The sequence below is a fragment of the Azospirillum sp. B21 genome, assembly GCF_008364825.1.
In the GTDB taxonomy this organism is placed as follows: domain Bacteria; phylum Pseudomonadota; class Alphaproteobacteria; order Azospirillales; family Azospirillaceae; genus Azospirillum.
In genome coordinates this window covers 694,182-720,553 of the sequence record NZ_VTTO01000002.1, presented here as the reverse complement: position 1 = coordinate 720,553, position 26,372 = coordinate 694,182, and the positions used below count along the sequence as shown (strand labels likewise).

The following is a 26,372-nucleotide window of genomic DNA, read 5'->3' as shown; positions in this document are numbered from 1 at the left end:
TGGGGAGTCCCCGTTCATGTCCTCACCCAGTCTTGCCGGCCGCGACGACGGCCCCGCGATCCCGATCCTGTTCCAATATGGTTTCCGCTTCTTCTTCCTGTTCAGCGGCGTGGCCGCCGTCGGGCTGCTGGCCGCTTGGTTGGGCGTGCTGGCGACCGGGGAATGGCCGCAGCATGCCGTCGGCGCCAGCGCCTGGCATGCGCACGAGATGCTGTTCGGCATGGTGGTGGCCGCCGTCGCCGGCTTCCTGCTGACCGCCGTGCCGAGCTGGACCGGCACCAAGGCGGTGGCGGGCGCGCCGCTGATGGCGCTCGCAGCAGTGTGGATGGCCGGCCGCGTCGCCGTCTTCCCCTGGGCCGGCGTGCCCGAACCGGTGGCGGCGGTGATCGACATCGCCTTCCTGCCGGGGCTGGGCGTGGCGCTCGCCCGGCCGCTGGTGGCTGCCGGCAAGTGGCGCAACAGCGCCTTCCTGATCCTGATCGGGCTGCTGACCACCGCCAACCTGCTGATCCATCTGGAATGGCTGGGCCTGCTGGACGGCGGCGTGGAGGCCGGATTCGCGCTCGGCCTCGGCATCGTGCTGATGATGGTGACGGTGATCGGCGGGCGCATCCTGCCGGCCTTCACCCGCAATGGGCTCGGCCGGGCCGGCCTTGGCGTGCGGTCCTGGCCGCTGGTGGAGCGGGCAACTCTCGTCCTGACGCTGGCGCTGATCCCGGCGACGGTGGCGGCGCCGGAGTCGGTGGTCACCGGGCTGATCGCGCTTGCCGCCGCCGTGGCCCATACCGCGCGGCTGGCCGGCTGGCAGGGCTGGAAGGCCTGGCGCTCGCCGATCCTGTGGATCCTGCATGTCGGCTATCTGTGGGTGCCGGTGGCGCTGCTGCTGCGCGGGCTGCACGCGCTTGCCGACGTGCCGGCCGCGGCGGGAACGCATGCGCTGACGGTCGGCGCCTTCGCCACGCTGATCCTGGCGGTGATGAGCCGGGCCTCGCTGGGCCACACCGGGCGGCCGCTGGTGGTGACGCGGGTGACGGTCGCCGCCTATGTGCTGCTGACGGCCGCGGCGGTCGCCCGCACCGTCTCGCCGCTGCTGCCGGTGGACTGGGTTTGGTCGGCGCTGCAATGGTCGGGCTACGGCTGGGTCGCCGCCTTTACCCTGTATCTGGTCGCCTATGCCCCGGTCCTGCTGGCGCCGCGCGCTGACGGTCGCCCTGGGTGATGGTCGCCCAGGTTGAGGCTGATGAACTCAGGCGGCGCCGCGGAAATAGCGGTCGATGGCGTCGTTCATCTCGACCTCGCGGAAGGGCTTGGTCAGGACGGGGCGGTCCTGATGGCCCTTCGGCAGGCCGGCGGCGCCATGGCCGGTGGTGAAGACGAAGGGGATGCCCTGCGCGGAGAGCGCGTCGGCGACGCTGTCGACGCGCTCTCCGCGCAGCGAGACGTCGAGCAGGGCCGCGTCGATCCCCCCCTTGGCGATCAGGTCGAGCGCCTCGGCCACCGTGCCGGCCGGGCCGATGACGCCGACATTCTGGACTTCCAGCGAATCCTCGATGGCCATGGCCACCAGCGGCTCGTCTTCGACGAGCAGGATGCGCAAGGGCTTGGACTGGTCGGCTTCCATGGACATGCGGCTCGCAGCTGGTCTGGGCGATGGTCAGGCCGCACATGGGGACCGAAGTCCCATGCGGCAACAGGCGTGAGCTTTTCCGTTCGGCCGTACGCTTGTCCATCCTGACCTTGGTCATCGCCCATTGGGCCATCCGCAAGCTGCATCCGGACTATCACCCCAGATCATCAAGCGCCTGTTGGAGGGACGGATAGAGGGCTTCCACCACGGACCCGTCCGGCCGAACCGGCGACGGCAGGACATCCGCCCCTTCCAATGCGCGGGACAGCGGCAGGCCGCCGACCTCGACGAAGCCGCCGCGCTCGCCGTACTGGCCGACGATCCAGTCCCTGACCGCCGGGTCGCCGTCGAGCGCGTTGTTGTGCGAGATCAGCGCATGGTTGCCGTCGTCAGAACGCCGATACCAGGCATGGCAGCCGTCGCCCAGATCCATGGGCCGGAAGCCGGCTGCCGTCAGGGGGTCCCGCACCGTCGCGCGCACCTTGTCGGTCCGCAGGCCGGTGGGCCGGTCGAGATCGTCCGCAAGCTCGCTCATGTCGCCTCTCTGGTCGTGGTCCTGGATGGACAACGCCGCAGGAAGGCTTTTGTGCCGTGCATACCTGTCCGAACGTGGGGGGCGGGACTGCCTGTTGGTGCAAGTCCGGCTGCCCGGTTACCCGTTCAGACGCCCCTTCAGGCGTTTTGGGGCCGACGGGTGCGCAGTGCGGCCAGGGAACGGTCGAGCAGGTCGTAGAGCCGGTCCTCCTGCGCCAGGACCGCAGCGGACGGAGCGTGTTCCAGCTCCTTGGCCAGCCGGCCGAGCGCCGCCGCGCCGAGGTTCAGCGAGGTGCCCTTCAGCGTGTGGGCCGTGCGGTTGTGCGGCTCCCCGGTACGGGCCTGGGCGATCATGCCGTCGACGGTCTTGCGGCCGTTGTCGGCGAAACCGTCCAGCGAGGCGCTCCAGTCCTCGGCGGTCAACACCTCCAGCAGAAGGGAGACCTGCTCCTCGTCCAGAAGGCCCATGTCCGGGCCGTCGTCCGGGGCATCTTGCGTGTCGGTCATGGCAGCCTCCGGGGCAGCGGGTCGATGGGTGGGTTGGCGGGCGGAGCCGTGCGGTGGGGCGGCGGGCGCCGCCTTGCCCAGCACCGACGCCATCTCGGCGAAGAGGGCGGCCGGGCGCAAGGGCTTGGTCACGAAACCGTTCATTCCCGCCGAAAGGCATTCCGGCCGCGAGCTGCCGGAAGCGTGGGCGGTCAGCGCCAGGATGGGAACCCGTCCCTTGGGGTCGGCAAGCTCGCGCACCCGGCGGGTGGCGGTCAGCCCGTCCATGCCCGGCATCTGGATGTCCATCAGCACGAGGTCGAAAGGCTGTTCGCGCACCATGCGCACCGCCTCCCCGCCGCCGGCGGCCAGCGCCACGCTGTGGCCGGCACGCTCCAGGATGCCGCGGACGATGTCGCGGTTGACCTCGATGTCGTCGACCGCCAGCACGCGCAACGGCGGCAATGCGGCGACGCGCGCGGCCTCGCCGACGCTCGTCGATTGTGAGGGATCGACCCGGCGCAGGGCCGACGGGTCGCCGGGACGGGCGACGATGGTGAAGCGGAAGACGCTGCCCCGGCCGGGCGCGGTGTCGACCTTGATGCTTCCGCCCATCAGCAGGCACAGGTCGCGGCAGATCGCCAGGCCCAGCCCGGTCCCGCCATAGCGCCGGGTGATGGAACTGTCGGCCTGGGTGAAGCGGTCGAACAGCGTGGGCACCGATTCGGGCGCGATGCCGATGCCGGTGTCTTCCACCTCGAACTCCAGCAGGAAGGAGTCCGGATGGCGGCATTCGATCAGGTCGTCGGGATCGCGGTTCAGCCGGCGCACGCGGACGGCGATGTGGCCCTCCTCGGTGAACTTCACGGCGTTGCCGACCAGATTGAACAGGATCTGGCGCAGGCGGGCCGGATCGGTGACGATCACCTCCGGCACCGAGGGCATCAGCCGGGCCGACAGCTCCAGCCCCTTGTCGGCGGCGTTGGGGCGCAGCACCTCCAGCACGCCGTCGATCAGCTGGGGCAGGGCGCAGTCGGCCTCCTCCAGGTCGATGCGGCGGGCCTCCAGCTTCGACAGGTCGAGGATGTCGTCCAGCAGCCGCAGCAGCGTCTCGGCCGACCGGCGGGCGACGTCGGCCAGCCGCTTCTCCTCCGCCGGCAGATGCCCGTCGGCCAGCAGGGTCAGGTTGCCGAGCACGCCGTTCATCGGGGTGCGCAGCTCATGGCTGACGGTCGCCAGGAATTCGGTCTTCGACCGGCTGGCGGCCTCCGCCTTCTCCTTGGCCTGGAGCAGCTGTTCGGCGGCGCGGCGCGGCTCGGTCACATCGATGCACAGCCACAGCTTGCCGATGGCGACCCCGGCGGCGTTGCGCACGGGTACATTGTGCCAGCTGACGATCCGCCCGTCGGTCAGCGTCATCTCGCGCCGCTCGTCGGCAACCACCGCCGACAGCAGGGCGTGGTCGGTGTCCAGCGGGGCGTTGCCGGCAGTGGCCAGCGTCTCGTCCGGTCGGTGGCCGACCGGCGCGCCGGCGACCGCGAACAGGGCGGAGAAGGCCGGATTGGCATAGGCGATGCGCCCGTCGCCGCCAACGAACAGTACGCCGAAATCCATCGCCGACAGCAGCGCGGACAGGCGGGCGCGTTCCTGCTCCACGTCGCGGGCGAGCGCCTCCTGTTCGTCCAGCGCCACGGTCAGCTGGTCGACGCGCTCCTTGATGGCGTGCGACATGGTGTTGAAGGCGGCGCCCAGCCGGCCGATGTCGTCGTCGCCCTCCGCCAGCTCCGGCGGGCTGTAGTCGCCGGCGGCGACCCGTTCGCTGGCCCGCGCCAGCGCCGCCAGATGCCGGGTCAGCCACAGGCCCAGCAGGGCCAGCAGACCGGCCGACAGCAGGATCTCCGACAGGGCGATGGCGATGCCCTGGATCAGCAGGTCGCGGCGCGCCTGGACGATGTGCAGCAGGTCCAGTCCGAATTGCACAGCTCCCAGCCTTTGCCCGGCCAGCGACACCGGCACCGCCACGTCGTAGCGGGTGACGCCGTCCTTGCCGTCCAGCGACAGGGCCGGATCGGGATCGGGCAGCCTGCGGTCCTGCGGCCAGCCGCTGATCGCCACCAGCTTTCCCTTGCTGTCGCTGACGGCGAGATAAAGCACCCCGCCGGTGGATCGGCTTTCATTGAGGACCGCCTGCAGGGTCGCATAGTCGCGCTGGGCCAGCGGCGCCACCAGCGCGGCGTTCAGCACCGGGGCCACCTGATCGGCATGCAGCCGGGCCTGTTCGGCGAGGCTGCCATAGAGCAGGCGCACGCTGTTGGCGACCAGCAGGGTCAGCATGATCGCCTCGACCGCCATGGCGGCGGCGAGCATGCGCCCGCGCAGGGTCTTCCAGGGGGCCAGACGGGTCAGGATCATTTGCCGGCCTTCAGGACGCGCCTCACCTCGTCGGCCAGCGGCTCCATCGCCTCCAACTCCGCGTCGGTGACCGGACGGTAGCCGCCCAGCTGGTTGGTGTCGAAATAGGTCTTTCCCTCATTCGTCGCGCCGAAGGCGAACAAGGCCTTGCGCAGTGGCTCCAGCAGCGCCGCCTGCTTGCCGTTCAGCATGTAGGCGCGCCCGGTCATGGGCGGGCTTTCGGCGATGGTGGCGAGCTGGGCCTGCACCTCCGGCGCCAGCTTGGCGCGGTTGGCGAGCGACATGAAGCCGGCCGAGGCATCGCCGGCCAGGACCAGTTGGGCCACGCTGTCGGCGGCGCTGACATAGCGGAGCTGAATGTTGGGCAGGGTCCGGTCGGCCAGCCAGCGCTGACCCCACAGCGTCACCAGCGAGGACGGGCTGAGCCCCAGCACGGTGGTTCCGGCCAGAGAGTCCGCGGTCCGGTGGGGGCCATTGGCCGCCGTCACCACCACGGCGCGGAAGTCGGACTTGTAGGTCAGCAGCGGCAGATAGCCGGCGTCCTTGCGCAGGAGTTGCGCCTGATGGCCGGTGGTGACGGCGACGTCGTATTCCTGGTCGACCGCGCGACGGGCGAAGGCGGTGAAATCGGGCGCCGTCACGATCTCCACCGACCGGCCGAGCGCCTCCTCCAGCGCCCGGCGCACCGGCTGATACTGTTCGACGATGACACGGGCGCTGGTGTGCGGAGCGATGCCGATACGCAACGCCGGCTCCTCCGCCCGGACCGGCATGGCCGCCGTCAGGCCGCAGAGGAGGGCGGAACAAAGCCCGAGGAGGCCGGCGGACAGGCGCTTGGTCATGGGGATTCTATCCTTGCGAAGTGCAGGCGCGCAAACGGACGGCTGTGATGACGACGGCGGCCAGACACTGGGCCTAGGCAAAAAGATATAACATTGGATAAATGCAACAGATAGGGACAAGAGCGCGCAGGGCGGTGACATGGGCGCTTGTCACGGGCAGGGTTGCGATTGCCGCCATGCTTTTGAAATTTCTGCTAATTCCACTTGCGCTATTGTTTCGGGCCCGCGCAATTCCGAGACCGCCCGGTGCTGCTGGAACCGGTCCGCGGCCAATAAAGATCACGCTTTGGTTGCGGACCGGTCCGCTATGTGTCGGCGACTTCACCGCCCACCAGGAAAGCCGCCGTGCCGGAACGCGCCGCCAATCAACAATCCGCCATCTACCGCGCCATCCGCCTGCTGCGTGAACACAGCCGCGGCTGCAACAGCATCGAGACCCGGCGTCTCCTGATCCATACCGAACGCTGGCTGGTCTGGATGCTCCGCCGCGAAGAGGGGGAGGAGCTTCCGGTGCCGGCGGAACTGGCAGGGTGACGTTCCGCGGACCGGTCCTTCATCTTTCGCCATTTTTTGAAGCTGTTGGGACAGGAGCGAGGTTTTCCGCACCCGCACACTCGCCGTAGACTCCCACCCGGAGAGTCCAGCCCCGGACCCTGAGTGGCCCGGACACTGACCGGAAGGAGCGCGCGCGTGATGGAGCCCATCCTGTGGGAGTGGATCAACGCCCTGGCGCGGTGGCTGCACGTCATCACCGCCATCGCCTGGATCGGATCGTCCTTCTACTTTATCCATCTCGACGCCTCGCTGCGCAGGCGCGCAGGCGCGCCGTCCGGGACGGCGGGCGATGCGTGGCAGATCCACGGCGGCGGCTTCTACCACATGACCAAATACATGGTCGCCCCGCCGCAGCTGCCGGAGGAGCTGACCTGGTTCAAGTGGGAATCCTACGCGACGTGGCTCAGCGGCTTCTTCCTGATGTGTGTGCTGTATTACCGCGGCGCCGACCTGTTCCTGATCGACCAGGACGTGATGGTGCTGGGCCACTGGCAGGCGGTGGCGATCAGCGTCGCGGTGCTGGTGGTAGGCTGGGTCGCTTATGACCTGATGTGCAAGTCGCCGCTGGGCCGCAACGACGGGGCGCTCGCGGTCGCCGGCTTCGTGCTGCTGGTGGCGACCGCCTGGGGTCTGACGAAGATCTTCAGCGGGCGCGGCGCCATGCTGCAGGTCGGTGCGCTGATGGCAACCATGATGGCCTGCAACGTCTTCATGCTGATCATCCCCAACCAGCGCAAGACGGTGGCCGCCATGCTGCGCGGCGAGACGCCGGACCCGTCGCTGGGAAAGCAGGCGAAGCAGCGGTCGCTGCACAACAACTACCTGACGCTGCCGGTCGTTTTCCTGATGCTGTCCAACCATTATCCGCTGGTCAGCTCCACCCGCTACAACTGGGTGATGGTGGCGCTGGTGCTGGTGGCTGGCACGGCGATCCGCCATTTCTTCAACAGCCGCCATGCCGGCAAGCCAACGCCCTGGTGGACCTGGGGGGTGGCCGCCGCCGGCATGCTGGGCTGCATCTGGCTCAGCACCATGGGGCCTGCCAGCGGCGACACGGCCGCGGCAACGCCGGTGAAGGTCGGCTATGCCCAGGTCGAGGAGATTGTCGCCACCCGCTGCAGCATGTGCCACGCCGCCCAGCCGGTGTGGGACGGCATCGCCACCCCGCCGCGTGGCGTCGTGCTGGAAGGCGACGGCATCCGCCGCCATGCCGAGCAGATCCGCCTGCAGGCCGGTTTCAGCAGCGCCATGCCCCCCGCCAACATCACCGGAATCACGCCACAGGAACGCGCGGTGTTGGCGGCATGGTCCGGGGACATTAAGTAACCCGCTCTCATAGCTTTCTTATCGAACCGGAACCCCATGCCCGACCAGTCCATCGTTTCCCCTGTTTCCGCCGCCATCCGCGGACGCCTGCTCAGCTTCCACCGTGCGCCTGCCGGGCCGGGTGATTTCGATGCCGTGCGCCATCACGAGGACGGGCTGCTGCTGGTCGGGGCCGACGGGCGGATTCTGGAGGTCGGGGACTGGGCCGATCTGCGTGGCCGGGTGCCGGAGGGGGTGGCGGTCGACGACCACGGCGGCAAGCTGGTGCTGCCGGGCTTCATCGACACCCACATCCATTTCCCGCAGACCCAGGTCATCGCCTCATACGGCGCGCAGCTGCTCGACTGGCTGGAGAAATACACCTTCATCGAGGAGCAGCGCTTCGCCGATCCGTCCCATGCCGCCGCCAACGCCGCCTTCTTCATGGACGAGCTTCTGCGCAATGGCACGACCACGGCGGTGGTCTATGGCTCTGTTCATCCGCAATCGGTCGACGCGCTGTTCGCGGAGGCCGAATCGCGCGGCGCCGGGCTGATCGCCGGCAAGGTGATGATGGACCGCCACGCCCCGCCTGCCCTGACCGACACGGCGGAGAGCAGCTATCGCGACGGCAAGGATCTCATCGGCCGCTGGCACGGCAAGGGGCGGCAGCGCTATGCCGTCACCCCGCGCTTCGCCATCACCTCGACCGAGGCGCAGCTGGAGGCGGCGGGCGCGCTGCTGCGCGAGCATCCCGGCGTCCACATGCAGACCCACCTGTCCGAGAACACCGACGAGATCGCCGAGGTGCGCCGCCTGTTCCCCGGTGCCCGCGACTACACTGACGTCTACGACCGTTTCGGGCTGCTGGGACCGACCTCGCTGTTCGGCCACTGCATCCATCTGTCGGAGGCGGAGATGAGCCGGCTGTCGGAAAGCGGGTCGGTCGCCGTCTTCTGCCCGACCAGCAACCTGTTCATCGGCAGCGGCCTGTTCGACCTCGACGCCCTGTCGAAGCCGGAGCGGCCGGTGCGCACCGCCATCGCCACCGATGTCGGCGGCGGCACCAGCTATTCCATGCTGCGCACCGCGGCGGAGGCCTACAAGGTTCTGCAGTTGCGGCGCCGAAACCTGCCGGCGCTGTCGGCCCTGCACTGGATGACCCGCGGCAATGCCGAGGCGTTGGGCATGGCCGACGAGATCGGCAGCCTGGAGCCTGGACGCTGGGCCGACCTCGTCGTGCTCGACCCCGCCGCCACGCCGGCTATGCGACATCGCATGAAGGCGGTCGACGGCGATCTGGAGGAGGAGCTGTTCATTCAGGTGACGCTGGGCGACGACCGCTCGGTGGCCGCCACCTACCTGCGCGGCCGCAATTCGCACCTGCGGCAATCGGGCGCTTGACCCAAGCCCCTAGTCCCTGTAGGACTTCCGCCGTCATTGGGGAGTAGCCACCCGCCGGCATTTGGACCGCGCGGGGTTCGCGTCAACAGACTTGGATGGTTCCGGCCTCCGGCCGTTACCGCCATGGCGCGCACGGCGGCCAGCGGGCCGACCCGGCGAGACCAGTGGATCGGACATCTCCGCGGCCAGCCGGAGTCCGTCCGGTTCCACTGCGTTGTCTGGCCCGGGAATAGCCATGATCGCCACGTCCCTCGCGCTCGCCTTCAGCCTGTCCATGGATTCCTTTGCCGCCGCCCTTGGCCGCGGCGCCTGCTCGCGTCGTGCCGGCCTGCCCGAGGCGGTGCGCGTGGGTGCGGCTTTCGGCGCCTGCCAGTTCGCGATGCCACTGGTCGGCTGGGGCGTCGGCATCGCCTTCGCCAGCCTCGTTGAATCGGTCGATCACTGGATCGCTTTCGGCCTGCTGCTGGCGGTCGGCGGCGCGATGCTGCGCAATGCCATCATGGACGGTGAGGATGAGGGCGACGAGGATTGCGGCCCGGTGCGCAGCGTGCGCGCCGAATGGCTGGCCCTGCTGACCACCGCCGTCGCCACCAGCATCGACGCCGCGGCCGTGGGTGCTGGCTTGGCGCTGGTCGATGTGGACATGGTGACGACATCGGCGCTGATCGGTGCCGTGACCTTCGCGGTGGCCTTCGGCGGGGTGCTGATCGGCCGCGCGGCCGGCGCGCATCTGGGGCGCTGGGCCGAAATGGCCGGCGGCGTGGTGCTGATCGGGCTGGGGGCGAAGATCCTGCTTGAGCACACGATGGGGTGAGGGGGCGCTGAGGCACCCTTCCTCAGCCAGCCAGCGTCATCCCCATTTCCCAGAAATCCGCCTCCAGCCGGCAGGCCTGTCGGAACACCGTCAACAGCCGCGGGAAGCGCGCCTCCGTCATGCCGTCGGCTGCCAGCCGGTCCAAATTCTCCCGCGCCGCCCGCGCCACCTCCTGATAAGCCTCGCCGGCATATTCCGAGATCCAGGCGCGGAAGGGATTGGCGTCGTTCAGCGCGCCGGGCAACCCAGCCAGCCGCCGGCCGATCTCGGCATAGCCGATGACGCAGGGGCTGAGCGCGACATGCAGGTCTAGCAGGTCGCCGCGCAGGCCGGTCTCCAGCACATAGCGGGTGTAGGCCATCGTCGCCTTCGCCTCCGCCGCCTGTTCCAACTCGGTCGCCGACAGGCCCCAGTCGGCGCACAGGCCGACATGCAGGTCCATCTCCACGTCTAGGATCGCCTTCAGCCCGCCCAGCGACGCCCGCATCTCGCGCAGGTCGCGGCCCTTGTAGATGGCGAGCGCATAGGCACGGGCGAAATGGATCAGGAACAGGTAATCCTGCACCAGATAATGGCGGAAACACTCCAGCGGCAGCGTGCCGTCGCCCATCCCGCGCACGAAGGCGTGGTCGACATATGCCGACCAGTCCGGCCGTGCCTCGGCGACGAGCCGGTCGAACAGGTCGGGGCGGGGGGCAGAGGCAGTCATGGCGGCGGTCTCCGGGATCGCTGACGACGGTGGGTATATACTCTACCGATCATTCGCCCGTTTGCAGCAACGCGCCGCGCACCCGCGCCTGCCGGAAGGCGTACAGGAACACCCCCACGCCGGCCGCCATGTAGAGCGCGTTCAGCCCGACCGCCCAGGCCAGATGGTCCCAGCGCAGGACGCCCTCGAACACCAGCGCCCGCATGCCCTCGAACACATGGGCCGACGGCAGGGCCAGCGAGACCGGTTGGAGCCACGCCGGCAGGACCGAAACCGGGTAATAGACGGCGCTGACCGGAGCCAGCATGAAGACGACGATCCAGGCCAGCCCCTCCGCCCCCATGCCGTAGCGCAGGATCAGCGCCACGATCAGCAGCCCCAGCGACCAGCCCAGCACGATCAGGTTGGCGAAGAAGGCGGCGAGCGGCAGGCCGAGCGCGAAGACCGAATAGCCGAAGAAGGGAATCGCCAGCGCCGCCGCCGGCAGAACGCCGATCAGGGTGCGCAGCAGGCTCATGGTCATCAGCGCCGTCACCCATTCGCCGGGGCGGAGCGGGCTGACGAACAGATGGCCCAGGTTGCGCGACCACATCTCTTCCAGGAAGGAGATGGAGACGCCGAGCTGGCCGCGGAACAGCACGTCCCACAGCAGCACGGCGCTGACCAGCACGCCGGCCCCCTGCGCCACCCAGCCGCTGCCGCCGCCGCTGGACGAGGCCATGAACTGGTTGATGTAGCCCCACAGGATCATCTGCATGGTCGGCCAGTAGGCCAGTTCCAGGATGCGCGGCCACGACCCGCGCAGCAGATACCAGTAGCGCAGCACCATGGCGCCGACCCGGCGCAGCGAGAAGTCGGCCCGCGGAACGGGATGGGCAGCGATCGCGTCATTCGGCGGCATCGGCGGCCTCCCCGGTCAGGAGCGTCGAGCCGTCGGACGCGCGGGCGATGTCCAGGAACACCTCCTCCAGCGTCTGGCGGCCATAGCGGGCGAGCAGGGCCGACGGCGCGCCGCGGTCGACGATCCGTCCCTGCCGCATCATCAGCACGCTGTCGCACAGCCGCTCCACCTCCAGCATGTTGTGGGAGGCGAGCAGGATGGTGGCGCCGGTGCGGGCGCGGTACCGCTCAAGATATGTCCGGATCCAGTCGGCGGTGTCGGGGTCGAGCGATGCCGTCGGCTCGTCCAGCAGCAGAAGCTCCGGGTCGTTCAGCAGAGCTTTCGCCAGCGCGACGCGGGTTTTCTGCCCCGCCGACAGCCCGCCGGACGGCCGATCGAGAAAACGCGTCAGGTCAAGATGCTCGGACAATTCTCGGACGCGCTTTTTGACGCATGTCAAACCGTAGAGGTGGGCATAGACGGTAAGGTTCTCCCGCACCGTCAGCCGATGGGGCAGCTCGACGTAGGGGGAGGAGAAGTTCATGCGCGGAAGCACGGCATGCCGATGGCGCGCCATGTCGACGCCCAGGATCTCCACCGTCCCGGCCGTCGGCAGCAAAAGCCCCAGCAGCATCGAGATGGTCGTCGTCTTGCCGGCGCCGTTGCCGCCCAGAAGGCCGGTCACGCTGCCGCGCGGCACGGTGAAGTCGATGGCGTCGACAGCCGTCACCTCCCCGCCGCCGGGCGTGGGAAAGCGCTTGGTCAGCCTGGCCACCCGGATGGCGGGCGGATGCTGTGGGATGGTTCGCTCGGTCATGGGCACAGAATATGGCGGCGGGAGCCGCAACCGCCAGGGGCATGCGGGCGAAGGGCTTGCATGCCGGGGGTATGGATCATGGTGACGCTCGCCAGCGTATTGCCCGCCCAGGTTCCGGCCGCGGCACCGCCGCAATGGGCGCAGCCCGACGGCCGCATCACGTTGCGCACGCTGATCCTGATCCGCTGGGTCGCGGTGATCGGGCAGCTGGCAGCGGTCGGGTTCGTCAGCCTGGGCCTGGGCTTTCCGCTGCCGCTGGGGCCGGTGCTGGCCGCGATCAGCGCGTCGGCGCTGCTGAACGTGGTGGCGATGGCCCAGCAGGGCGGCCGGCTGCGGCTGGCCGACCGCGATGCGGCGCTGTATCTCAGCTACGACATGCTGCAGCTGACGCTGCTGCTCTATCTGACCGGCGGATTGAGCAACCCCTTCGCCATCCTGCTGCTGGCGCCGATGACGGTGGGGGCCGCCATCCTGTCGCGCTACAGCACGGTGCTGCTGACCGGGCTGAACCTGATCTGCCTGACCGCGCTCGCCCTCTGGCACTTCCCGCTGCCGTGGGAGGAGCCGGTGCGTTCCATGGCGCCGCTCTATGCCTTCGGCGTGTGGCTGTCGCTGTCGGTGTCATCGGTCTTCATCGCCGGCTATGTCTTCCGCGTCGCCGCCGAGGCGCGGCGCTTCGCCGATGCGCTCGCCGCCTCGCAGGTGGCGCTTGCCCGCGAACAGCGCCTCGGCGCGCTGGGTGCGCTCGCCGCCGCCGCTGCGCACGAGCTGGGCTCGCCGCTCGGCACCATCGCCGTGGTGGCGAAGGAGTTGGCGCGCGACCTGCCGCCCGACAGCCCCTATGGCGAGGATGTCGAGCTTCTGCAGAGCCAGGTGATGCGCTGCCGCGAGATCCTGGCCGATCTGGCGCGCAAGCCCGAGGCCGACGGCGGCGACCCGTTCGAACGGCTGCCGCTGACTACGCTGATCGAGGCTGCCGCCGCCCCACACCGACTCGGCCACATCGACTTCGTCGTGGAACCGCACCCGGTCGGCGAGGCGGAGGAACCCTTCCTGCGCCGCAGCCCGGAGATCATCCACGGCATCGGCAATTTCATCCAGAACGCCCACCAGTTCGCCCGCCACAAGGTGACGGTCGCCGCCGCCTGGGACGGCCGTGGCGTCACCATCACGGTGATGGACGACGGTCCGGGCTTCCCGCCCCATCTGCTGGGCCGGATCGGCGAGCCGTACCTGTCCGTGCGCGGCGAGCGCTCCGGACACAAGGGGCAGACCGGCGGCGGGCATATGGGGCTGGGCATCTTCATCGCGCAGACGCTGCTGGAAAAGACCGGCGCGACAGTGCGCTACACCAACAATCCGCCGGCCGGCACTCCGCCCGCCGATCAGACCGCCGGCGGGTACTCCAATCAGGGCGGAACGGGTGCGCGGATTTCCGTGCGCTGGAAGACCATCAACGCCAAGAAATGAGGTTTCACGGTGGACACCCTCAAAACAACCGATGACCTGCTGTCGGGCGATGCCGTCAAACTGACATTCACTGGCGACGTCACCCGCAGCCTCCTGATCGTCGACGACGACGCCCCCTTCCGCACGCGGCTGGCCCGCGCCATGGAAAAGCGCGGCTTCAACGTCGTCGCGGTCGATTGCGTGCAACTCGGCATCGAGGTGGCGCAGGAATCCGCTCCCGCCTTCGCGGTGGTCGACCTGCGGCTGGGCGACGGCAACGGGCTGGACGTGGTGTCGGCCCTGCGCGACGCCCGCCCCGACGCCCGCGTCGTCATGCTGACCGGCTATGGCAACATCGCCACCGCGGTCGCGGCCGTGAAGGCCGGCGCGGTCGACTATCTGCCCAAGCCCGCCGATGCCGACGCCGTCGAATCGGCTCTGCTGGCCGACGGCCGTCCGCTGCCCCAGCCGCCGGAAAACCCGATGTCGGCCGACCGCGTGCGGTGGGAGCATATCCAGCGCGTCTTCGAACAGTGCGACCGCAACGTCTCGGAGACCGCGCGCCGTCTGAAGATGCACCGCCGCACCCTGCAGCGCATCCTGAACAAGCACGCCCCGCGCGCCTGAGCGCGGGGATTTCCGGAAGAAAATGCGAACGGCCCGCCACGAAAGGCGGGCCGTTCGCATGTCCGGCGGATGCGCCCATCAGGCGGTGCGGTCTTCCGTGCGGCAGGTCTTGACGCCCAGCAGCGTGTAGGCCGGACAGTAGCCGACGAAGGCCGTCAGCAGCGGCACCAGCCCGACCAGCCCCCACAGGGTCTGCGGCCCGACGACGGTCAGCGAAAGCAGGATCAGCCCGACGATGGCGCGCAGCGCGCGATCCACCGGGCCCATGTTGCGGCAATTCATGGCGGCACCTGTCGTGTATTTGCGGTGATGTCCACCGCTCTACGCCTGGGCCATCCTGCCGTCTGTGATGAAATCACACTTGGAAACGCAGTCCCGGTCGGACCGTGGGCCCGACGGCGTAGCCGAGCCTTCTTCAAGAAACTGAATCATCCGCCGTTCGATCCGCAGCAGCACTTCGCGGGCAGGCAGATTGTGGCATTCGCGGCTGTGGTTGCGGATTTGCCGGATCGCGCAGACGGTGGGGGTATCGTGACGGCACGGCATGGCGTAAACCTCCGTCCAGGAAATGACTAAGTCTATCCTATTTCTCATACTCCTTACAGCTGTAAAGTTCGTATGCGTAGCGTTAAATGTAAAACTTATGTCATATGCTAGGTCCTGCCAGCGCCACGAGCGCTACCGGGTCGAGCACCTGGATCCGGCCGCGCGACAGCGCCACGAACCCGCGGCGTTCGAACTCCTTCAACTGGCGGCTCACCACTTCGCGCGCGGTCCCCAGTTCCACGGCCAGCGCCTGATGCGTGATGTCCAGCCCCCCGGCATCGTCGCGCCGGTCCACCAGGAAGCGGGCGATGCGCAGGTCGACGCGGCCGAAGGCGACCTCCTCGATCAGCATCATCATGCCGGTCAGCCGGTTGCCGAAGGACGCGAAGACGAAGTCGCGGAAGGCGGCGGAGCGGGCCACCAGATCGTGAAAGGGGCCGGCCGCCAGCGCCACCGCGTCGATGTCGGTCTCCGCCACCGCTTCGGCGCTGTAGGGGTTGTCGGTCAGCAGGCAGGCGGTGGTGACGATGCAGGTCTCTCCGCGGGAGACGCGGTACAGCACGATCTCGCGCCCGGTCTCCGACGCCATCTGCACCCGCACCGCGCCGTCCAGCACCATCATGAAGGTGTGACAACGGTCGCCGGCACGGAACAGAACGGTTCCGCGGGGAACGTTCACCCGCCTGCCGGCGTTGCCCAAGCAGGCTGCCGAGTCCGGTTCGAGTCTGGCCAGCGTGGGGAAGAGCGTGGGGATCAGCGCAGCCCAGCCAGTCCGTTCGCCCGCTCGTTCGTTCGTCATGGAACCTGTCCTTCCGAGTAACCCCTATTATCCCCCGTCCCGTCCCTGCGGTCCATACTGCACTGCAACAGGGTCAGGAAGGCTACCCACTGCGCGCCCATTGCTCGCCGCATGCACTGGATGGCCGATGCAACGGCTGGACTAACACTGCGTTTCAGCCAATCGGACGAACCGCCGAGCCTGCCCGCCGGACAGCAGCCACTGTCCGAAACGGCGGATCGGGCTAACGGACGGTCCTATGGCCGCGCATTCGGTCGTTACGCGAGGAGGACCCCCTTGGCCACCCAGGAACTTCAGGAACAACCCCGACGCAATACCCCTGAGTCTCGGCGGGGTCCCGGTTCCGTCTCTCCCGGTATCTCCTACGATCTGTCGGCCAGTGCCGCCAGCGCGGTGCGCCGGACCACCGGGCTGTTGCGGCGGCACAAGCTGCTGATCGGCACGGTGATCGTGGTCGGCACCGGATTGGCGGTCCTCGCCGCGTTCCGGATGACGCCGCTCTACACGGCCGAGACCCTGATCATGGTCGAGCATCGCAAGAACACCGTCCTCAATTTCGAGGGCGTGGTCTCCGACATGACGCCCGACATCAGCTCCCTGCAGAGCGAGGTCGCCATCCTGAAGTCGCCCGCCTTCGCCGAGAAGGTGGTGGCGAAGCTGAAGCTGATGAACGATCCGGAATTCAACGCTTCGCTGCGGCCGCCGCCCCCCGGCTGGGTAGCGGCGCTGAACCCGCGCAATTGGATTCCCGACAGCTGGAAGCAGACCAGCGACGTGCCGCTGTCGCCCGAGGAGATCGAGCGAAACCATCTGACATCGGTGGTCAACGAGGTGCTCGACAACACGTCGGTCCGGCCGCAGGGCCGCTCCTACGTCATCGCCGTCAGCTTCGACAGCGAGGATCCGCGCAAGGCCTCCCTGATCGCCAACACCATGGCCGACCTTTATCTGGTCGACCAGCTCGACGAGAAGTTCAAGGCGTCCAAGCGCGCTACCCAATGGCTGGAAGAGCGGCTGGCAGACCTGCGCCGGGAAGCGCAGACCACCGGCGACGCGGTGGAGAAGTACCGGACACAGCATGGCCTGACCACCTCGTCGGTCAATGAGAGCACCGTGGTCGGCCAGCAGCTGAGCCAGCTGAACGCAGACTATATCCTGGCCCGCACCAAGCGGCAGGAGGCGGAGACCAAGCTGCGCGACGTCACCGCGATGGCCAATTCGCCGCGCGGCGCCTCGGCGGTCGGCGACGTGCTGGGATCTCCGCTGATCCAGGCCCTGCGCGAACGCGAGGTCGATTTGCAGCGGCAGATCGCGGACGCCACCAACCGCTACGGTGCCAAGCACCCGATGCTGCAGGCCCTGCAGAGCCAGCTGCGCGACCTGCAAGGCCAGATCAAGGCCGATGTCGGCAAGATCGTCTCCAACCTCAGCAACGAGGTGGAGCTGGCGAAGGGCCGCGAGCAGTCTCTGAAGACCAGCCTCGATCAGGCCGAGGCCAAGCAGAACGAACAGCAGCAGGCGACCGTCGGCCTGCGCACCCTGGAACGCGACGCCACCACCGCGCAGTCGATGTACGAGGCGCTGCTGACCCGGTCGCAGCAGATCGCGGCGCAGACCGACATGCGCCAGCCCGACGCCCGCGTGGTGTCGGAGGCGTCGATCCCGCTCGACCCGTCGCAGCCCAACCGCAAGCTGATCGTGCTTCTGGCGCTGGTGGCGTCGGGCACGCTGGGCGTGCTTCTGGCCATGCTGCGCGAACGGGCCGACGGCGGTTTCCGCAGCCCGCACCAGTTCGAACTGGCGACCGGCGTGCGCAGCCTGGGCATCGTGCCGCGCATCCCGCGCTTCGGCGGCTCGCCCGCCAGCTATGTGGTCGACAAGCCGGTCTCCGCCTTCGCGGAATCGATGCAGAACCTGCGCACCTCGCTGCTGCTTGCCAACCCCGACGGGCGGCACCGGGTGATCCTGTTCAGCTCGTCGGTTCCGGGCGAGGGCAAGAGCTCCGTCGCCGCGGCCTTCGCCCGCACCTGCGCCAATGCCGGCCAGCGGACGATCCTGGTCGACTGCGACCTGCGGCGGAAGAGCCTGCACGAGATGCTGGGCATGGCCAACAATCGTGGCCTGTCGGAGGTGCTGGCCGGCACCGCGGCGCTGGAGGACGTCATCCAGGTCGATCCGCGCACCGGCCTGCACGTCATCCCCGCCGGTCACGGCCCGTCGCTGCCGCAGGATGCCCTGGGCTCGTCCGGCATGCACCAGCTGCTGTCGCGCCTGTCGGTCAACTACGACCGCGTGGTGCTGGATTCGCCGCCGGTCCTGGCGGTGTCGGAAGGCAAGCTGCTGGCTGCGCTCGCCGACCAGACCGTCTTCATCGTCCGCTGGGGACTGACCAAGCGCGGCACCGCCATGGCCGGCCTGAAGGAGGTGGTCGAGGCCGGCGGCGAGGTGGTGGGCGTCCTGTTCAGTCAGGTCGATACCCGGCGACACGCCCAGTACGAGTTCCCGGACAGCGGCCGATACCACGGCTACCGCCGCTACTACGCGAACTGAGGAAGGCTCCCCCCTCTCCCGCCCCACAGGGCGGGAGAGGGCTTTTTGCCCCTTGATTCAAAAGACGTTTCCACCACTGAAGAGCCTGTGAATGTCCGCTGGCCACCGCATCTTCCGGAACATCCGAGCCCTTGCCGCCGCGAAGGCGGCGACGATGGCGAGCGGGCTGGTCACCGCCGCCTGGACCGCGCGGGTGCTGGGCCCGGACAGCTTCGGCGTTCTGGGGTTCGGCACGTCGCTGATGGCCTATGCGGCCCTGTTCGTGAACATGGGCCTGTCCACCTACGCCATCCGCGAGATCGCGCGCGACCGCGACCAGGCGGCGGAATTGTCGGAACATGTGCTGACCCTGCGCACCGTCCTGGCCCTGCTGGTGGGTGCCATCTATGCGGTCTTCATCCTGTCGCTGGACAAGCCGATGGAGGTGAAGGCGGTTCTTCTGGTACAGGCGGTGCAGCTGCTCGGGAACGCCCTGGTGCTCGACTTTGTTTACCAGGCGACCGAGAAGATGGGGGTGATCGCCACGCGCGAGATCGGAACATCCATCGGCTCCATGCTGCTCGTCTTCCTCCTGGTGCGTGGACCTGAGGACGCCATCACCGCAGCCGCCATCACCGGCGGCTCCATCACCGTCAACGCGCTGATCATGATCGGCCGTTTCCGCCGAGATTTCGGCACGCTGCGCCCGAGGATCGATCTGAAGGTGTGGCGCGAGATCCTGACGGCGGCGACGCCGATGGCGGTCGGCGTCTTCGCCTGGGCGATCTTCACCCATCTGGACGTGGTGATGCTGGGCTTCCTGGCTCCGCATACCGAGGTCGGCTGGTACAGCGCGGCGGTGAAGATCCAGACCCTTGCCAATCTGGTCGGCAACATCGTGATGAACGCCTTCCTGCCGCAATTGGCTGCGTCCTATGGCGAGATCGGACCGATGCGCGACCGGATGCGCGCCTATGCCGGCGTCATGCTGGCGGTCGGCGGGCTGGTCATCGCCGGGGGCTTCGCCTTGGCGCCGGTCATCCTGGGCACGCTGTTCGGCGACGCCTACGCCCCGGCGACGCTGGCGCTGCGGCTGCTGATGCTGGCCTCGGCGGTGGTCTACGCCAACATGATCCTGGGCAACCCGCTGCTCGTCTGGCACCGGCAGACCGGCTACATGATCGCCATGCTTGCGGGTGGCGCGCTGAACGCCCTGCTGAACATCTGGTGGATTCCCCGCTATGGCATCGAGGGCGCCGCCATGGCGACCTTCACTGCGGAGTTGGCTGCCACCGTCGCCATCGCCTGGATCCACCGTCGGGCAGTGGGCGAACTGTATGTCGGGATCACCGCCCGGGCGATGCTGTGTGCCGGCGCGGCGATCGGAGCGGCCTTCGTCCTGGCCCATGTCGGCGCCCCGTTCTTCGACCGCATGCCGGCGCTGGTGCATTTCGTCGCCGGCAGCGCGGCGATGGTCGTGGTCTATGCGCTGGTGGCCGTCCTGACCGGCTTGGTGCGCCCGAAAAGGCTGCGCCGGCTGACCAGCGCCACGGCGTGAAGGAGGTGAAGCATGACAGTCCGGCTGCCTGCTCCAGTGATCGCACCCGACAATTTTGCAATGCCGTCCATCGCCTTTCGGGTGCGGAAACGGAATGTGCCTATTGCACCACTTTCGAACGTCTCTGTTGGTGCCTCCAAGCATTCATTAGGGCGCGGCGAGGGTTAGTACCATTAATACGGCCGTGATCTGCAATCATGGTCTTTCCATCGGACGGCGATATCTGAAACACTTCGCGCTGCACAACGCCGGTAACGAGGTACTTCATCGTCACGGCGAAGTCACAACAAGAAAACAATTTCGAATTTCGAGGTTTCTCCGTCTGCATCCTTGGCGACAGGGCAGGGCAGTCGGGGCGTCTCCAAACTCCAAGGCCCCACCGCCGGTGGCGGGCCTCAGCAAACGGCAGGAGCGACGATGCTTCCCAAGACTTTTTCCGATCGTAACGTCTGCGTCCTCGGGCTCGGCTATGTCGGCCTGACGCTGGCGGTAGCGATGGCGGACGCCGGCTTCCAGGTGCACGGGGTCGAGGTGCGGCAGGACGTGCTCGACAAGCTCGGTCAGGGCAACCCGCACTTCCACGAGCCGGGCCTGACGGAGAAGCTGCGCCACGTCATCGCGCGCGGCCGCTTCACCTTCAGCCGCAACCAGCAGGATTGCAGTAAGGCCAGCGTCTTCATCATCACGGTCGGTACGCCGCTCAGCAAGGACGGCCGGGTCCGCACCGACATGATCGAGGCGGCCACCCGTCAGGTCGCCAGCTGCCTGCATGACGGCGATCTGGTCATCCTGCGCTCCACCGTGAAGCTGGGCACCACCCGAAACGTCGTGGCGCCGATCCTGCGCGCCACCGGCAAGCAGTTCGACATCGCCTTCTGCCCGGAACGCACGCTGGAAGGCCAAGCGCTGCTGGAACTGAACCAGCTGCCGCAGATCATCGGGGCGGAAAGCCTGGACGTCGCCACCCGCGCGGCGCAGATCTTCGGCTTCCTGACCCCGACCACCGTCAAGGTCTCCACCCTGGAGACGGCGGAGCTGATCAAGCTGGTCGACAACACCTACCGGGACGTCACCTTCGCCTTCTCCAACGAGATCGCCAAGCTGTGCAACGCCATGGAGATCTCGGCGGTCGAGGTGGCCCGTGCCGGCAAGCTGGGCTACCCGCGCACCAACCTGCCGCTGCCCGGCCCGGTCGGCGGCCCCTGCCTGGAGAAGGACCCCCACATCCTGATCGAGGCGGCGCGCGAGGTCGGCGTCGAGATGGCGATCACCGCCGCCGGCCGTCTGGTCAACGAAAGCCAGCCGGTCGAGGTCGCCGACTTCCTCGGCAAGCTCGCCCATTCGATGCAGGGCTTCCCGGAGGTGCCGACCATCAGCCTGATGGGCCTCGCCTTCAAAGGCCGGCCGGCGACCGACGACCTGCGCGGCACCATGGCCAAGCCGGTGCTGGAGGAGCTGCGCCAGCGCTTCCCCACCGCCCGCCTGCGCGGTTTCGACGCGGTGGTGCGGCCGGACGACATCCGCTCCTTCGGGCTGGAGCCGGCGGCCAACATGACCGAGGCGGTGTCCGGCGCCAATCTGGCGGTGATCCTGAACAACCATCCGGTCTTCACCTCCATGCCGCTGCCGGATCTGGCACAGCGGATGGACCGGCCGGGCGTGATCTACGACTTCTGGAACAACTTCAACAGCCGCGATGTCGACCTTCCGGACGGCACCGCCTACGTCGCGCTCGGCAGCCATGGCGCCGCCCGCTACGCGCATGTGGCCTGACGCAATCCGGGCCTGCCAAGCGGTTTGGGAAGAGGAATTTGATCGACATGAAACACTATCTCGTCACCGGCGGCAGCGGCTTCATCGGCGCCGCGCTGGTCCAGCGGCTGGTCCGTGACGGCCACCGCGTCCGCGTGCTGGACGACAACTCGCGCGGGCATACCGGGCGACTGGCCGGCGTGCTGGACGACGTGGAGTTCGTCCAGGGCGACATCCGTGACCCGGCCGCGGTGCGCGGGGCGGTGCGCGGCGTCGACGGCGTGCTGCATCTGGCCGCCGTCAACGGCACCAAGCATTTCTACGAGAAGCCGGAAGTGGTCCTGGACGTCGGCGTGCGCGGCATGCTGAACGTGCTGGACGCCTGTCGCGCCGACGGGGTGGGCGATCTCGTCGTCGCCTCCTCGTCGGAGGCCTACCAGACCCCGCCGGTGGTGCCGACGCCGGAGGATGTGCCGCTGGTGGTGCCGGACGTGCTGAACGCCCGCTACAGCTACGGCGGCTCCAAGCTGATCTCGGAGCTGCTGGCGATCAACTGGGGCCGCAGCGGCTTCGACCGCGTGGCGATCTTCCGTCCGCACAACGTCTACGGCCCCGACATGGGCTGGGAGCATGTGGTGCCGGAATTCTCCCGCCGCGCGGTGGAGGCGATCGCCTCCCACCCCAGCGGGCCGGTGCCTTTCCAAATCCAGGGCGACGGCCGCCAGACCCGCGCCTTCGTCCACATCGACGACGCCATCGACGGCATCGTGACGGTGGTCGACAAGGGCGAGCATCTCGGCATCTACCATGTCGGCAACCCGGAGGAGGTCACCATCGCCGACCTCGCCCGGCAGACGGTGTCCTGCCTCGGCCGCGAGGCCCAGGTGATGCCCGGCCCGGCCGCCCCCGGCGGCACCGACCGCCGCAGCCCCGACATCGCCAAGCTGACCGCGCTGGGCTTCACCCCGCGCATCCCGCTCTCCGCCGGCCTGCCCGGCGTGGTCGAGTGGTATGCGGAGCGGGCACGCGCGGATCTGGGGCGCATGGGGCAGGCGGCGGAGTAGGGCGTCGATCGGGGGGGTAGACCCCCACCTAACCTCCCCCGCTGGGCGGGGGAGGGACTGCCGCCACCCTGCCGTATCAGCACTTACTCCCTCCCCCGCCCAGCGGGGGAGGGTCGGGGTGGGGGCAATCGGCGGCAAGTGCTCGCACAAGATCTTAAGGAGACGGCCCGCATGGACCGCAACAGCCGTATCTTCGTCGCCGGCCACCGGGGACTCGTCGGATCCGCCATTCTGCGGCGGCTGACGGAGGCCGGGCACACCGACCTCGTGATCCGCGACCGGTCGCAGCTCGACCTGACCGACCAGGCGGCGGTGCGCGCCTTCTTCGACCGCGAGGGGATCGAGCATGTGATCCTGGCCGCGGCGAAGGTGGGCGGCATCCTCGCCAACGACCGCTTCGGCGGCGACTTCATCCGCGACAACCTGCTGATCCAGAACAACGTCATCGACGCCGCATGGCGCGCCGGCGTGAAGAAACTGCTGTTCCTCGGCTCCTCCTGCCTCTACCCGAAGCATGCCGAGCAGCCGATCAAGGAGGAGGCGCTGCTGTCCGGCCCGATGGAGCCGAGCAACAAGCCCTACGCCGTCGCCAAGATCGCCGGCATCACCATGTGTCAGGCCTACCGGCGCCAGTACGGCTTCAACGCCATCTGCGCCATGCCGTCCAACCTCTACGGCCCCGGCGACCATTTCGATCCGGAGACCTCGCACGCCCTGCCGGGCATGATCCGCCGCTTCCACGACGCCAAGCTGGCGGGCGATCCGACGGTGACGCTGTGGGGCACCGGCACGCCGCGCCGCGAGTTCCTCTATGTCGACGACATGGCGGACGCCTGCCTGCACCTGATGGACCGGTACGACAGCGAGGAGATCATCAATGTTGGCCCCGGCGACGACATCGCCATCGCCGACCTTGCGGCGCTGATCCGCGACACCGTCGGCTACACCGGCACGCTGACCCATGATTTGAGCAAGCCCGACGGCCACCCGCGCAAGCTGATGGACGTGTCGCGCCTGTTCGCCACCGGCTGGCGCCCGAAGGTGTCGCTGGAGGAGGGGCTGCGCCGCACCTACGACTGGTTCCTGGAGAACGCCGCTCCGGACCGTCGCCAAGCTTCCAAGCAGGCAGCGGAGTAAAGCCCGATGCCGGACGATTCCATCCATCTGCGGGAGCCGGTCACCGACCGGCCGTCCAGCTCGCTTTCCCTGTCGGACGTGCCCGTGCCGGAAGAGCTGTTGCTGGTGGCGCAGAGCTATTGGCCGGAGCCGGCCGGCAGCGCGCCGATGATGACCGACCTCGCCACCGCTTTCGCGGCGGCCGGGGCCGAAACGACCGTGCTGACCGCGCGGCCCAACTATCCCGGCAACAAGGTCTATGACGGCTACGCCGACGGGTCGCAGGACAGCAAGACGGTGGACGGGGTGCTGATCGAGCGCCTGCCCACCATCCCCCCGGCCGGCGGCGGCATGAAGGCCCGCCTGATCCATGAGGGCGTGCTGCATGCCGGCTTCGCCGCCGCACTCGCCCGCGGCCGGGTCGGGCGGCACGATGCGGTGCTGTCGCTCTGCCCGTCGATCCTGTCGGTGGCCATCGCCGACCGCCTGACCACGCCGGGCGGCCGCCACGTCGCCATCGTCCACGACATCCAGTCCGGGCTTGCCGGTGCGCTCGGCATGGGCGGCAAGGCGGCGGTCAAGGCGATCCGCGCCATGGAGCGCACGGCGCTGAACCGGGCCGATGCCATCGTCGTCCTGTCGGAGCCGATGCGTGGCGTGCTGGAGGAACTGGGCGTCACCAAGCCGATCCATGTGATCCCGCCCCATGTCGATGCCGACGCGGTCCACCCGCTGCCGCGCCCCGACCAGCCGCCGACCGCGCTCTACAGCGGCGCCTTCGCCCGCAAGCAGGGGCTGGAGCAGGTGCTGGACATGGCGGGGCACCTCGCCGAGCTGATGCCGGAGGCGCGGATCAAGATGCGCGGCCAGGGCGGGCTGGAGGAGGAGTTGAAGTCGCGCGCCCGAGCCATGGGACTCGGCAACGTGATCTTCCAGCCGCTGGCGCCCAAGGACCAGCTGAACGAAGCGATGGCGGAGGGCGACGTCCATCTCGTGCCCCAGCGGCCCGAAGGGGCGGCCTTCGCCATGCCCGGCAAGGCGGTGACGATCCTCGCCGCCGGCCGGCCCTTCGTCAGCACCTGCCTGCCGGGGTCGGCGCTCGCCACGCTGGAAGCGCAGGTCGGCGCCTTCCTGTGCACTCCGCCGGAGGAGCCGCGCGCAATGGCGGAGGCGGTGGCGGCGCTGCTGTCCGACTCCGCCCGCGCAACCGCGATGGGCCGCCGCGGCCGCGCCTGGGTTGAGGCCAATGCCACCCGCGCCGTGGCCCTCGACCGATACGCCCGTCTTCTGTTGGGAGAGGCAGCATGAAGAAGCCCGCGCTGGTCTTCAGTTGGGAGATGTTCGGCCCCTACCATATGGATCGGCTGGAAGCGGTCGGCCGCCGGCTGGGCCATGTCTATGACGTGATCGGGCTGGAAGTCGGGTCGAAATCGCACACCTACGCCTGGGATTCTACCGGAACGGGGCAGAATTTCCGCAAGATCACCCTGTTCCCCGGCCAGTCGAAGGCCGACCTGTCGAAGGCCGCGGTCTACCGCGCCCTGCTGCGCGAATGCCGGCGCGTCGACGCGCGCTTCGTCTTCCTGTGCCATTACGAGGATCCGGACGTCTTCGCGCTTGCCCTGACCATGCGGCTGACGGGGCGCAAGGTCATCAACATGAACGCGTCCAAATACGACGACAAGCCGCGCATCCTGTGGCGGGAGATGGTCAAGAGCGTCTTCTACTCCCCCTATCAGGCGGGGATCGGCGGCAGCCACCGCACGGTGGATTACTTCCGACTGTTGGGACTGCCCAAGGACCGCCTTTATATCGGGTACGACACGCTGTCCCTGGACCGCATCCGGCGCCTGTCCGGGATGGAGCCGGCCCCTGGCGGAGTACCCTTCGCCGACCGCCACTTCACCATCATCGCGCGCTTCGTCCCGAAGAAGAACTTGTTCCGGGCGGTCGAAGCCTACGACATTTACCGGCGGCTGGCCGGTCCGGCCGCCCGTCCGCTCCATCTCTGCGGATCCGGTCCCCTGGAGGCGGATCTGCGGGCGGAGGTGACGCGGCGCGGGCTGGACGGATCGATCATCTTCCGCGGTTTCCTGCAGGAGAAGGGGATCGCCGAAACGTTGGGGTCCACACTGTGCCTGCTGCTGCCGTCCTTGGAGGAGCAGTTCGGTCTGGTGGTGAACGAGGCATTGGCCATGGGGGTTCCGACCATCCTGTCCGATCAGTGCGGCGCCCGCGACGTGCTGATCCGCAGCGGTTTGAACGGCCACATCGTGGAGCCGGACAACCCGGAGGGGCTGGCGCGCTACATGCTGTCGGTCGCGGGGGACGAGGATGAATGGCGCCGTCTGAGCCTGAACGGGCGGCCCTTCCAGGCCTTGGCCGATGCCAGCTTCTTCGCCCAGTCGGTGGAGAAGGCCGTGGTGGCGCTGGGCGGCCCGAAGGCGGAGCGCAGCGCGGACACGGAGTATGCGTCCGACTATTCCGCCGACCCGGAGGGTGGCCAGCATGGCCGGTCCGCCGGAGCGGCCCTGACCGGGAGTTGAC

The 26,372-nt window shown here is 68.5% G+C and carries 24 protein-coding genes and 1 riboswitch; of the genes, 14 read left to right on the top strand and 10 right to left on the bottom strand.

Features of this window, described 5'->3' with window-relative positions:
* The first annotated feature begins 16 nt into the window (after positions 1-16).
* Positions 17-1,219 carry an NnrS family protein gene (locus tag FZ983_RS08035; protein ID WP_149223012.1) on the top strand — a complete coding sequence of 401 codons (1,203 nt, stop codon included), beginning with the start codon at positions 17-19 and terminating at the stop codon, positions 1,217-1,219.
* Positions 1,220-1,246: 27 nt separating this feature from the next.
* On the opposite strand, the gene FZ983_RS08030 is transcribed toward FZ983_RS08035, so the two are convergent.
* The 4 genes from FZ983_RS08030 to FZ983_RS08015 all read right to left on the bottom strand — a co-directional run bounded on the left by FZ983_RS08030 (position 1,247) and on the right by FZ983_RS08015 (position 5,901).
* Positions 1,247-1,627 (bottom strand): response regulator, encoded by a 381-nt coding sequence (locus tag FZ983_RS08030; RefSeq protein ID WP_247883655.1) that lies wholly within the window; start codon positions 1,625-1,627, stop codon positions 1,247-1,249.
* 154 nt (positions 1,628-1,781) lie between these two features.
* Positions 1,782-2,162: a hypothetical protein gene (locus tag FZ983_RS08025; protein WP_149223011.1), complete on the bottom strand. Its 381-nt coding sequence runs from the start codon at positions 2,160-2,162 to the stop codon at positions 1,782-1,784.
* A 137-nt stretch (positions 2,163-2,299) separates the two neighbouring features.
* Positions 2,300-5,059: an ATP-binding protein gene (locus FZ983_RS08020; protein ID WP_149223010.1), complete on the bottom strand. Its 2,760-nt coding sequence runs from the start codon at positions 5,057-5,059 to the stop codon at positions 2,300-2,302.
* Positions 5,056-5,901 carry a phosphate/phosphite/phosphonate ABC transporter substrate-binding protein gene (locus FZ983_RS08015; RefSeq protein ID WP_149223009.1) on the bottom strand — a complete coding sequence of 282 codons (846 nt, stop codon included), beginning with the start codon at positions 5,899-5,901 and terminating at the stop codon, positions 5,056-5,058. The genes FZ983_RS08020 and FZ983_RS08015 overlap by 4 nt, the downstream gene beginning before the upstream one ends.
* A 345-nt stretch (positions 5,902-6,246) precedes the next feature.
* Between FZ983_RS08015 and FZ983_RS08010 the strand changes: the two genes are divergently transcribed.
* From FZ983_RS08010 to FZ983_RS07995, 4 genes are all read left to right on the top strand, one after another.
* Positions 6,247-6,435 carry a hypothetical protein gene (locus tag FZ983_RS08010; RefSeq protein ID WP_149223008.1) on the top strand — a complete coding sequence of 63 codons (189 nt, stop codon included), beginning with the start codon at positions 6,247-6,249 and terminating at the stop codon, positions 6,433-6,435.
* Positions 6,436-6,594: 159 nt separating this feature from the next.
* Positions 6,595-7,782, top strand: a complete 1,188-nt coding sequence (locus tag FZ983_RS08005) for a urate hydroxylase PuuD (RefSeq protein WP_149223091.1) — start codon at positions 6,595-6,597, stop codon at positions 7,780-7,782.
* Between the two features lie 36 nt (positions 7,783-7,818).
* A complete protein-coding gene (gene guaD / locus FZ983_RS08000) occupies positions 7,819-9,165 on the top strand; it encodes a guanine deaminase (RefSeq protein ID WP_149223007.1) in 1,347 nt (448 codons plus the stop codon).
* Positions 9,166-9,191: 26 nt separating this feature from the next.
* Positions 9,192-9,317, top strand: a riboswitch (yybP-ykoY riboswitch).
* 83 nt (positions 9,318-9,400) lie between these two features.
* Positions 9,401-9,979, top strand: coding sequence for a manganese efflux pump MntP family protein (locus tag FZ983_RS07995; protein ID WP_149223006.1), 579 nt, complete (start codon positions 9,401-9,403; stop codon positions 9,977-9,979).
* 22 nt (positions 9,980-10,001) lie between these two features.
* Here the strand turns inward: FZ983_RS07995 and tenA are convergent, their stop codons facing one another.
* Genes tenA through FZ983_RS07980 form a run of 3 tightly spaced genes read right to left on the bottom strand, consistent with a single transcriptional unit; the run spans position 10,002 to position 12,385 of the window.
* Positions 10,002-10,688, bottom strand: coding sequence for a thiaminase II (tenA, locus tag FZ983_RS07990; RefSeq protein ID WP_149223005.1), 687 nt, complete (start codon positions 10,686-10,688; stop codon positions 10,002-10,004).
* Between the two features lie 49 nt (positions 10,689-10,737).
* Positions 10,738-11,589 carry an ABC transporter permease gene (locus FZ983_RS07985; protein ID WP_149223004.1) on the bottom strand — a complete coding sequence of 284 codons (852 nt, stop codon included), beginning with the start codon at positions 11,587-11,589 and terminating at the stop codon, positions 10,738-10,740.
* Positions 11,576-12,385 carry an ABC transporter ATP-binding protein gene (locus FZ983_RS07980; RefSeq protein ID WP_149223003.1) on the bottom strand — a complete coding sequence of 270 codons (810 nt, stop codon included), beginning with the start codon at positions 12,383-12,385 and terminating at the stop codon, positions 11,576-11,578. Before FZ983_RS07980 ends, FZ983_RS07985 begins: the two co-directional genes overlap by 14 nt.
* 60 nt (positions 12,386-12,445) lie before the next feature.
* On the opposite strand from FZ983_RS07980, the gene FZ983_RS07975 reads away from it, so the two are divergent.
* Both FZ983_RS07975 and FZ983_RS07970 read left to right on the top strand, forming a co-directional pair.
* Complete coding sequence (locus FZ983_RS07975; RefSeq protein ID WP_247883654.1) at positions 12,446-13,855, top strand: ActS/PrrB/RegB family redox-sensitive histidine kinase; 1,410 nt, start codon at positions 12,446-12,448, stop codon at positions 13,853-13,855.
* A 36-nt stretch (positions 13,856-13,891) separates the two neighbouring features.
* Complete coding sequence (locus FZ983_RS07970) at positions 13,892-14,461, top strand: ActR/PrrA/RegA family redox response regulator transcription factor (protein ID WP_044553362.1); 570 nt, start codon at positions 13,892-13,894, stop codon at positions 14,459-14,461.
* A gap of 78 nt (positions 14,462-14,539) precedes the next feature.
* On the opposite strand, the gene FZ983_RS07965 is transcribed toward FZ983_RS07970, so the two are convergent.
* The 3 genes from FZ983_RS07965 to FZ983_RS07955 all read right to left on the bottom strand — a co-directional run bounded on the left by FZ983_RS07965 (position 14,540) and on the right by FZ983_RS07955 (position 15,806).
* Positions 14,540-14,743 (bottom strand): DUF2892 domain-containing protein, encoded by a 204-nt coding sequence (locus FZ983_RS07965; protein WP_188092261.1) that lies wholly within the window; start codon positions 14,741-14,743, stop codon positions 14,540-14,542.
* Positions 14,744-14,782: 39 nt separating this feature from the next.
* Positions 14,783-15,007, bottom strand: a complete 225-nt coding sequence (locus tag FZ983_RS07960; protein WP_149223002.1) for a hypothetical protein — start codon at positions 15,005-15,007, stop codon at positions 14,783-14,785.
* Positions 15,008-15,107: 100 nt separating this feature from the next.
* Positions 15,108-15,806, bottom strand: coding sequence for a Crp/Fnr family transcriptional regulator (locus FZ983_RS07955; RefSeq protein WP_149223001.1), 699 nt, complete (start codon positions 15,804-15,806; stop codon positions 15,108-15,110).
* A gap of 276 nt (positions 15,807-16,082) precedes the next feature.
* On the opposite strand from FZ983_RS07955, the gene FZ983_RS07950 reads away from it, so the two are divergent.
* The 7 genes from FZ983_RS07950 (at position 16,083) to FZ983_RS07920 (ending at position 26,371) form a co-directional block, all read left to right on the top strand.
* Positions 16,083-18,356 (top strand): polysaccharide biosynthesis tyrosine autokinase, encoded by a 2,274-nt coding sequence (locus tag FZ983_RS07950; protein ID WP_149223000.1) that lies wholly within the window; start codon positions 16,083-16,085, stop codon positions 18,354-18,356.
* Positions 18,357-18,447: 91 nt separating this feature from the next.
* Positions 18,448-19,893 carry a flippase gene (locus FZ983_RS07945; protein WP_149222999.1) on the top strand — a complete coding sequence of 482 codons (1,446 nt, stop codon included), beginning with the start codon at positions 18,448-18,450 and terminating at the stop codon, positions 19,891-19,893.
* A gap of 417 nt (positions 19,894-20,310) precedes the next feature.
* Positions 20,311-21,666 (top strand): nucleotide sugar dehydrogenase, encoded by a 1,356-nt coding sequence (locus FZ983_RS07940; protein ID WP_149222998.1) that lies wholly within the window; start codon positions 20,311-20,313, stop codon positions 21,664-21,666.
* A 47-nt stretch (positions 21,667-21,713) separates the two neighbouring features.
* A complete protein-coding gene (locus FZ983_RS07935) occupies positions 21,714-22,709 on the top strand; it encodes an SDR family NAD(P)-dependent oxidoreductase (RefSeq protein WP_149222997.1) in 996 nt (331 codons plus the stop codon).
* 171 nt (positions 22,710-22,880) lie between these two features.
* Positions 22,881-23,846: a GDP-L-fucose synthase gene (locus tag FZ983_RS07930; protein ID WP_149222996.1), complete on the top strand. Its 966-nt coding sequence runs from the start codon at positions 22,881-22,883 to the stop codon at positions 23,844-23,846.
* 6 nt (positions 23,847-23,852) lie between these two features.
* On the top strand, positions 23,853-25,133 hold the full coding sequence (locus tag FZ983_RS07925; protein WP_149222995.1) for a glycosyltransferase family 4 protein: 1,281 nt from the start codon (positions 23,853-23,855) through the stop codon (positions 25,131-25,133).
* On the top strand, positions 25,130-26,371 hold the full coding sequence (locus FZ983_RS07920) for a glycosyltransferase family 4 protein (protein WP_149222994.1): 1,242 nt from the start codon (positions 25,130-25,132) through the stop codon (positions 26,369-26,371). Before FZ983_RS07925 ends, FZ983_RS07920 begins: the two co-directional genes overlap by 4 nt.
* Position 26,372 lies beyond the last annotated feature (1 nt).

Coding starts and splice junctions, on each gene's coding strand:
- FZ983_RS08035 (WP_149223012.1), top strand. CDS start 17: ATGTCCTCACCCAGTCTTGCCGGCCGCGACGACGGCCCCGCGATCCCG.
- FZ983_RS08030 (WP_247883655.1), bottom strand. CDS start 1,627: ATGTCCATGGAAGCCGACCAGTCCAAGCCCTTGCGCATCCTGCTCGTC.
- FZ983_RS08025 (WP_149223011.1), bottom strand. CDS start 2,162: ATGAGCGAGCTTGCGGACGATCTCGACCGGCCCACCGGCCTGCGGACC.
- FZ983_RS08020 (WP_149223010.1), bottom strand. CDS start 5,059: ATGATCCTGACCCGTCTGGCCCCCTGGAAGACCCTGCGCGGGCGCATG.
- FZ983_RS08015 (WP_149223009.1), bottom strand. CDS start 5,901: ATGACCAAGCGCCTGTCCGCCGGCCTCCTCGGGCTTTGTTCCGCCCTC.
- FZ983_RS08005 (WP_149223091.1), top strand. CDS start 6,595: ATGGAGCCCATCCTGTGGGAGTGGATCAACGCCCTGGCGCGGTGGCTG.
- guaD (WP_149223007.1), top strand. CDS start 7,819: ATGCCCGACCAGTCCATCGTTTCCCCTGTTTCCGCCGCCATCCGCGGA.
- FZ983_RS07995 (WP_149223006.1), top strand. CDS start 9,401: ATGATCGCCACGTCCCTCGCGCTCGCCTTCAGCCTGTCCATGGATTCC.
- tenA (WP_149223005.1), bottom strand. CDS start 10,688: ATGACTGCCTCTGCCCCCCGCCCCGACCTGTTCGACCGGCTCGTCGCC.
- FZ983_RS07985 (WP_149223004.1), bottom strand. CDS start 11,589: ATGCCGCCGAATGACGCGATCGCTGCCCATCCCGTTCCGCGGGCCGAC.
- FZ983_RS07980 (WP_149223003.1), bottom strand. CDS start 12,385: ATGACCGAGCGAACCATCCCACAGCATCCGCCCGCCATCCGGGTGGCC.
- FZ983_RS07975 (WP_247883654.1), top strand. CDS start 12,446: ATGCCGGGGGTATGGATCATGGTGACGCTCGCCAGCGTATTGCCCGCC.
- FZ983_RS07965 (WP_188092261.1), bottom strand. CDS start 14,743: ATGAATTGCCGCAACATGGGCCCGGTGGATCGCGCGCTGCGCGCCATC.
- FZ983_RS07960 (WP_149223002.1), bottom strand. CDS start 15,007: ATGCCGTGCCGTCACGATACCCCCACCGTCTGCGCGATCCGGCAAATC.
- FZ983_RS07955 (WP_149223001.1), bottom strand. CDS start 15,806: ATGACGAACGAACGAGCGGGCGAACGGACTGGCTGGGCTGCGCTGATC.
- FZ983_RS07945 (WP_149222999.1), top strand. CDS start 18,448: ATGTCCGCTGGCCACCGCATCTTCCGGAACATCCGAGCCCTTGCCGCC.
- FZ983_RS07940 (WP_149222998.1), top strand. CDS start 20,311: ATGCTTCCCAAGACTTTTTCCGATCGTAACGTCTGCGTCCTCGGGCTC.
- FZ983_RS07935 (WP_149222997.1), top strand. CDS start 21,714: ATGAAACACTATCTCGTCACCGGCGGCAGCGGCTTCATCGGCGCCGCG.
- FZ983_RS07930 (WP_149222996.1), top strand. CDS start 22,881: ATGGACCGCAACAGCCGTATCTTCGTCGCCGGCCACCGGGGACTCGTC.
- FZ983_RS07925 (WP_149222995.1), top strand. CDS start 23,853: ATGCCGGACGATTCCATCCATCTGCGGGAGCCGGTCACCGACCGGCCG.
- FZ983_RS07920 (WP_149222994.1), top strand. CDS start 25,130: ATGAAGAAGCCCGCGCTGGTCTTCAGTTGGGAGATGTTCGGCCCCTAC.